This is a genomic window from Pectobacterium versatile (assembly GCF_020166435.1).
Classification (GTDB): Bacteria; Pseudomonadota; Gammaproteobacteria; order Enterobacterales; family Enterobacteriaceae; genus Pectobacterium; species Pectobacterium versatile.
Genome location: NZ_JAINZP010000013.1, coordinates 83,288 through 90,719, shown reverse-complemented (window position 1 = coordinate 90,719; position 7,432 = coordinate 83,288). Strand labels below are relative to the sequence as shown.

Below are 7,432 nucleotides of genomic sequence, written 5' to 3'. Positions count from 1 at the left end.
AACGGGCTGGCTACCGTCACGCTCACCAGCGCGGTCGTTGGCGATATCACCGTCACCGCCAGAGTAGAAAACAACGCTGCCGATACCGGTAAAAGCGCCACCGTCACCTTTAGCATGGACCCTAGTATTACGATCAATCAGGATCAGACAAAAGTTAAAGTAGGGGAATCAATAAGCGTTACATTAAAAGTCACACAATCTAATGGGGTTATCTTTCCTCAGCCCATACCTGTCAGTTTTTCCGTCATCTCCGCAACAAATCGGCAAAATGGGAACTGGGCTTCCAACGTGCTAATTAATGGCACTCCAGTTAGCGCTTACAACGGTCAAACCGATGCTAATGGTGAACTGACGGTAACCTTGACGGAACCGGATGGTAAGGGTGTTAAAACCCAACTTAAAGCCATAACAGACAAGGGTGATAGTGACTCAGTAGAAGCCACATTCACCGTTATCACCAGTCCTGACACTGACAAGGCAAATATGTGGGGACATATGCCTGATAACATAGTGGCAAATGGCGAAACGATACGCAGACCAGTATTGGTTGCCGAATATCCTTCAGCTGATTATTCCAGTGAATTGGCGAATGAAGAGTGGGCACTCATGAACTACTGGGAGGCAATCGGATATTGCGCACTACCAAGCTCTGCAAGTTTGGTCGCACTTTATCAGGCAAACGACCCTGTCGGTGTAAACCTAGGCTGGCCAGTGGATAATAAATACCGTAGCAGCACGATGGGAAGTGGCACTGATGATGGGCATAACAATGTTAGCCTCAGTAATGGCGAGGTAAATACAATAGGGGGCGATACGGTATCCTACCTGTACGTAGGCTGTAAAGGCTGATAACACGATACTACGCCACAAAAAAGCAGCGCAAATGCGCTGCTTTTTTATATCAACCAAATGTAAACATTAATCTCCAGGAGCTTTCAGGTATGGCAAGCTACCCAGAGCCAAGCTTGAACGCCGCTTACGTCGGCCCTTTAGGGCTGACGAATTCCCAGAAAAAGAGGCAGGCATAGAGTTTTATGATCTACCGATATTCGGTGAAATAATCAGTCTCTCTCAGCATGGTCAATACCACTTAATTAAGGCGTGATTTAGCGATTAAGGGGTGACACAAAAAATCCGTAATCTGTCAGGGATTACGGATTTTTTATATCGCTCAGCCAGTTAACGCTTATTAGCCCTATAGTTGGCTTGAAATCCGTACATCAGAACGCCGACAGCATATCAATATGCTGAATGCCGTCTTCGTCATATTCCTCGCCGGTTGCCACAAAGCCAAACACGCCGTAGAACGCTTGCAGATGAGCCTGCGCAGACAAGAAAAGATGCTTTTGCGGCCAGTGGCGCGCGCAGGCAATCAACGCGTGTTCCATCAACTGATGTCCCAAATGCTTTCCCCGAGCGTGAGGCGCAACAATCACCCGTCCAATCGTCACCACATTGTTATTTGGATGAGGAGCGAGCAGCCGGGCATAAGCGGCCAGCTTACCGTTGCAATACGCCGTGATGTGGCGATTGCCTTCCACCAGATCACGACCATCAATATCTAAATAGGGGCAGGTTTGCTCAACCACAAATACCTGGCTGCGCAGCGCCAATATGTCATGCAGTGAATACACATTAAGATCTGCCACATCCCAGTCATGCCATGTCAGACTCATATTTCCACCCTTCCCCTATAATATACCTGTCATACTTCAAGCTGTTTGTGCGTTGGCAATACTCGGCTTATCTCTGAATCTCGCCTTAAAGGAGCAACGCTTACGTTTTGTCATACAACTCAAATCATTTAGGACATGTATTTATTTTTTACCTGCGCCAATAACACGATCGCGGCGCTTAGCCAGAATCAACCATGCCCACAGCAGCGCAATTGCCAGAGCAAACAATGCACCAAAGCCAATCCCGATAGCGATAACCGACACGCCCAGTTTCACCACCAGAGAATAGAGCCCAAGCATTAGCAGCATAGCGCCGTTCTCACCCAAATTCTGTACGGCGATCGCATTACCCGCGCCAACACTCGCTTTCCCACGCTCCTGCAACAGCGCATTCAGCGGAACGATGAAGAACCCACCGAGCGCCCCCAGCAGAATCAGCAGGGAATAGGCACTAAAGAGGTTATACTGAAGCGTGAAAATCACCACCACCACGCCGATCAGGAAACCCGCCGGCAGGCAGCGTCGCACGCTATCCAGCGTAACCAGTCTGGCAGCAGCACCGGCCCCCAGCACGATCCCAACGGCGACCATGGCATTCAGCAGCGTCGGCGTTGCATTATCCGTAATACCGAGCGCATGCGGCACCCACAGCACCAGCAGAAAGCGCAGCGTCACACCCGCCCCCCAGAACATACTGGTGCCAATCAGCGAGAGCCGGGCATCACCATCGCGCCACAGCACCCGGCAGGCGGAAAAGAAGCTGCTCGCCATCTGCACCGGATGCCACGGCTGCCCCGGTCGTGCCGCGTTGAGACGAGGAATCAGCATATTCGCCCCCAGCGCCACGCCGTACGCCACTGCGCAAACCGACAGCGCCCCGTAAATGTTCCAGTCCGCCAACACCCCACCCGCCACAGATCCGGTCAAGATCGCTGCAATAGTCGAGGCCTCCATCAGCCCGTTGGCTTTGACCAGCTGATCGCCGCGCGTGATTTCACCCAAAATGCCGTATTTCGCCGGTGAATAAGCAGCAGCGCCAACCCCCACCAGCGTGTACCCCAGAAACGGATTCCCACCGACGCAAATCAGCAACGCGCCTGCCAGCTTCAAGGTATTAGCGAACATCATCACCTGCCCTTTGGCGAAGCTATCCGCAATTTGTCCGACAAACGGTGCCAGAATGATGTAGGCAGCGACAAAGCCCATCTGTAAAAACGGCTGACTCCAGTCGGGATACACCAGCTGTTTGATCAGCGCTAGCGTGGCAAACAGCAGCGCGTTATCGCCAAACGCGGAGAAGAACTGCGCGATAATCACCGCGCTCATACTGCGCGACAGCAAAGGCGTCGCGGGTTCAGTCTGTTGACTCATGCATTGTGCTCCGACGCGTTGGTTATGGACTCTTCGGCCATGTGGCGCAGCGTGACAAAGTCAGGCTTGCCGCTGCCGAGTAACGGTAAGGCTTTCACATAGCGAATATCGCGCGGCACAGCCAACTCCGGTACACCGCTGCTGCGTGCCTGTGCAAGCAATGCGTCACGGGTTATCTGGTTGTCCGTCGTAAACAGCACCAGCGCTTCGCCTTTGCTGCTGTCGCTTTTCGCACTCGCGGCATGCTGCGCTTCCGGCGATATCTTCACCGCCAGCTGTTCCACACTTTCCAGCGACACCATCTCCCCCGCCAGCTTGGCAAAGCGCTTCACGCGGCCGATGATGGTGCAGAAGCCTCTTTCGTCCAGTTCGACAATATCGCCGGTGTCATACCAGCCCTGCTGCAACTCGCCCTGTGCGTTTTCTGCCGCAGGCGCTTCGAGCACGCCGGGGTTTTCCACCCGCAGATAGCCTTTCATGATATTCGGCCCACGCAGTTGCAGACGGCCACCGCGCGTGATGCCCGGCACCGTAATCAAACGCGATTCGATTTCCGGCAACAACTTGCCGACAGAATGGATTTTCGTCGCCATCGGCACGTTGATCGCCACCACCGGCGCGCACTCGGTCACGCCGTATCCTTCCAAAATGCGGATACCAAATTTGTCCAGCCAAACCTGACGCGTGATTTCAGACAGTTTTTCCGCCCCCGCAACCACATAGCGCAGACGAGCAAAATCATACGGATGGGCAAAACGCGCGTAGTTGCCTAAGAACGTTGACGTCCCAAACAGCACGGTGCAGTTCTGGTCATAAACCAGCTCCGGCACAATGCGATAGTGCAGCGGGCTGGGATAGAGGAACACGCGAGCGCCCGTCATCAGCGGCGTTAACAGCCCCACCGTCAGACCAAACGCATGGAACAGCGGCAGCGCGGACATAAAGCGGTCGCGCGGCGTGAAATCCGCCACCGTGCGAATCTGCTCAACGTTCGCCAGCAGGCTGTCATGGGAATGCACGACGCCTTTCGGATTCCCCTCGGAACCGGAGGTAAACAGCACGATGGCCGCATCGTCAGGTTTCTGCGGCAGTATCGCGCGGGCAGGAAACAGCAGATGGAACAGGATCCACAGCTTATCCGTCAGCGTCACGGTGTCTTTCAAATCTTCCAGATAGACCCAGTTGGCCTCGCTAACCTGCTTCGGCAAATCCGTCAGCTTGCCCTTTTCAAGAAACTGGCGAGACGTGACGATGGTTTTGATCCCCGCCGCTTTCATTGCACTTTGTAGCCCTTTCGCACCCGCGGTGTAGTTCAGCATGGCAGGAACGCGGTTACGCAGCGATGCGCCCAAGATGGATGCGGCGGTGATGGTCGCATTGGGCAACAGCATGCCGACATGTTCATCGGCGCGGGTGAAGCGCTGCAAAATGCGCGACACGCCCAACGATTTTTTCAATAAACCCTGATAGCTGTCTTCGTTGAAGGAGATATCTGCAATGCTGGGAGAGTGCCGCCCGTAACGGGTTCTCGCGGCCAGAAAGGCCTGATACAGCGTGTGCTGCGGGCGCGTATCCATCCGCGCCTTCATCATAATCTGGTGCAAATGCTCACCGGCCAGCGCGCGGCGTTCTCTGGCACTGCTGGCTTCCGGCATCGGCAATGTGGTCGGAGGCAAATAGGTGATCGTAATCTGTGGGAGGCAGCGGCGTTTAAATACGCCCGCAAGACGACCAAAGGGCGTCAATTCTGCGCCATCAATGCGCACGGGGATGATCGTTGCACCGGATTTCGCCGCGACAAACGCCGCGCCGCTGTAAATCTTCATCAGCGATCCGGTGACGCTGATGCGCCCTTCCGGGAAAACCACGACGGGCTGGCCGCGTTCGATCACCTTGATCAGCCCTTTGATCGCCAGCGGCTTGGTGGGATCTAACGGTACGAAATCGATGTAAGGCTTCAGCCAGCGCATAAACCAGCGATCGGAAATGGAAGAGTACACGGCAAAGACGGGCTTTATCGGCAAGAATAACGCCAGCAAAACGCCATCAAGGAACGAGACGTGATTGGGGGTGATGAGCAATTTAGATTGCTGAAACTGGCTGCTGTCGCCCTCGATCCGGATGCGGTACAGACGCTGGAACACCCAACGTAACAGGGTATGAATCATGCCTTCTCCCAATAGACAGATAAACGGGCAGCTTGCTGAAACGCAAAAACCACCAAGCGGTACGTCAAAATACTACATATGCACCATACTTCAAGCGACGGGTACACGGCTAAACACGAAGATTGCCGACGGCACAGCATTCACATCGCATTAAAATGGCTGGAGATAACGAAAGCGGGAAATTCAGGCAAAAAAAAACCTACGCATCCGCGTAGGTTGGTGTAATCAAATGGTTTCAATGTACAGAGCACATCGATATATCACCAATCAATACCTCTGGGACTTGTAACTCTAAAGATCGCCGCTTCGCTTCACCAGCGATGAATCGAAAGAGTTATTCTATAAGTGCAACCAACTGTAAGATTCTGGTGAATCATGTAAGGCAGCCGCCCTCTCACTGATCAACGCCACGATTTTCCCCTTGGCACCTTCAACGCCATTTACCAATCACAGGCCGTATTCATCGGGAAATAGAGTAAGATAATCAGATCTGCATGATACAGATGGCAAATTTAATAAAAACCCAACAAAGGATGTGTAACGCACAATGAAGAACTACAAAATAGGGACTCGGTTATCTGGCGGCTTTGGTCTACTTGTTGCTCTTTCTCTGGTTATGTTGACCTGCGGCATTTATCAACTTAATCAATTGGCTAGCAATACACAACAGATGATGCAAGAGCCGCTCCGCAAAGAACGGCTGGTATCGGACTGGCATGCCACACTCATCGCGGGTATCCAACGCGGTGTGGCGATTGCACGCAGCAATGACGACTCGCTGGTTGAGCTATTTGCCGCCGAAAACACCCGTGCGACTCAAGAAAATAGCAAGCTACAGGCGCAATTTTCCAGCCTGATTTCCACTGCCGAAGAAAAAGCCCTATTCGACAAAGTCGGCGAATATCGTCAGGCCTACATCAAAAAACGCGATGAGATTATCGCGGAAAAAGGTGCGGGTAATTTCGATCGCGCCAGAACACTCTTCGACAACGAGTTCGTGCCCGCTTCCAATGGCTATCTGGCAAGTGTCGAAGCTCTGCGCGATCACCAGCGCGCCAGCATCGACCAAATGGGACAAGACATTAACACTGGCGCAAGCCGTGGCGATCTCATCCTTGCTATCACGGGCGTGCTGAGCGCCATCATCGGCGTCCTGATCGCTTGGGTACTCACCCGCAGTATTGTGCAGCCTCTGGCGCACGCCGTCCGAGCGACACAGGCCGTCGCGGCGGGCGATCTAACGCATAACGTGCAGCCTGAAGGACGTGATGAAGCAGCCCAGTTGCTGCACGCTCTGCAAGATATGACCGTGCGTCTGCGTTCTATCGTTGGTGAAGTTCGCCAAGGGTCTGAATCTATCGCAGGTGCTTCCTCACAGCTCGCCGCAGGCAATATCGACCTTTCCAGCCGCACGGAAGAGCAGGCCAGTGCGCTACAGGAAACCGCAGCATCGATTGAACAGTTAAGCTCGACGGTCAGGCAGAATGCCGATAACGCGCGTCAGGCCAACCAGTTGGCACAATCGACCACACAGCAAGCACAGTCGGGCGGGCAGTTAGTGACTGAAGTGGTGGAAACGATGGGGGCGATCGACGCGTCATCGAAAAAAATTGTCGATATAATCGGCGTCATCGACAGCATTGCGTTCCAGACCAACATTCTGGCACTGAATGCTGCTGTAGAAGCCGCGCGAGCGGGCGAGCAAGGTCGCGGTTTCGCCGTAGTCGCCGGTGAAGTACGCAGTCTGGCACAGCGCAGCGCCTCCGCTGCAAGAGAGATCAAGGAGTTGATCGATCGCTCCGTCCAAACCGTGGAAGCGGGCAACCGATTGGTGGTACAAGCCGGCGCGTCGATACAAGAGATCGTCAACGGCGTGCGTCAGGTCAGCGATTTAGTCGGGGAAATCAGCTCCGCCAGCAATGAACAGACGATGGGCATTGAGCAGGTGAACGTTGCGGTGAACCAGATGGAAGTGACGACCCAGCAGAATGCATCGCTGGTGAACGAGGCCTCGGCCGCGACGCAGTCTCTACAGCAGCAGGCCGCACAGTTGGCTGAAACGGTCAGCCAGTTTCGCTTAAGTAGCAGCCATCAGATTGCTCGTACGCTAACGGTGACCCCATCGTTACCCCTTAAACCTGCTCTGGCAGCACCGAGTAAGCGTGGTGCCTCAACGGGTGACGGGGATTGGACATCGTTCTGATACCCGCGATACTT

At 53.9% G+C, this 7,432-nt stretch carries 5 protein-coding genes; 2 read left to right on the top strand and 3 right to left on the bottom strand.

All coding sequences use genetic code 11. From position 1 onward, the window contains the following. On the top strand, positions 1 to 849 hold an 849-nt coding region (locus tag K7X24_RS15245), incomplete at its 5' end, for an adhesion domain-containing protein (protein ID WP_224555630.1). Between the two features lie 371 nt (positions 850 to 1,220). Here the strand turns inward: K7X24_RS15245 and K7X24_RS15240 are convergent. From K7X24_RS15240 to aas, 3 genes are all read right to left on the bottom strand, one after another. Then, a complete protein-coding gene (locus tag K7X24_RS15240) occupies positions 1,221 to 1,676 on the bottom strand; it encodes a GNAT family N-acetyltransferase (protein WP_224555629.1) in 456 nt (151 codons plus the stop codon). A 141-nt stretch (positions 1,677 to 1,817) separates the two neighbouring features. Continuing rightward, positions 1,818 to 3,047 carry a lysophospholipid transporter LplT gene (gene lplT, locus K7X24_RS15235; RefSeq protein WP_224555627.1) on the bottom strand — a complete coding sequence of 410 codons (1,230 nt, stop codon included), beginning with the start codon at positions 3,045 to 3,047 and terminating at the stop codon, positions 1,818 to 1,820. After that, entirely contained in the window at positions 3,044 to 5,215 is a 2,172-nt protein-coding gene (gene aas, locus K7X24_RS15230; RefSeq protein WP_224555625.1) for a bifunctional acyl-ACP--phospholipid O-acyltransferase/long-chain-fatty-acid--ACP ligase, read from the bottom strand. The genes lplT and aas overlap by 4 nt, the downstream gene beginning before the upstream one ends. A gap of 547 nt (positions 5,216 to 5,762) precedes the next feature. On the opposite strand from aas, the gene K7X24_RS15225 reads away from it, so the two are divergent. Beyond that, a complete protein-coding gene (locus K7X24_RS15225; protein ID WP_224555622.1) occupies positions 5,763 to 7,418 on the top strand; it encodes a methyl-accepting chemotaxis protein in 1,656 nt (551 codons plus the stop codon). Positions 7,419 to 7,432: the final 14 nt, after the last annotated feature.

Coding starts and splice junctions, on each gene's coding strand:
- lplT (WP_224555627.1), bottom strand. CDS start 3,047: ATGAGTCAACAGACTGAACCCGCGACGCCTTTGCTGTCGCGCAGTATG.
- K7X24_RS15240 (WP_224555629.1), bottom strand. CDS start 1,676: ATGAGTCTGACATGGCATGACTGGGATGTGGCAGATCTTAATGTGTAT.
- K7X24_RS15225 (WP_224555622.1), top strand. CDS start 5,763: ATGAAGAACTACAAAATAGGGACTCGGTTATCTGGCGGCTTTGGTCTA.
- aas (WP_224555625.1), bottom strand. CDS start 5,215: ATGATTCATACCCTGTTACGTTGGGTGTTCCAGCGTCTGTACCGCATC.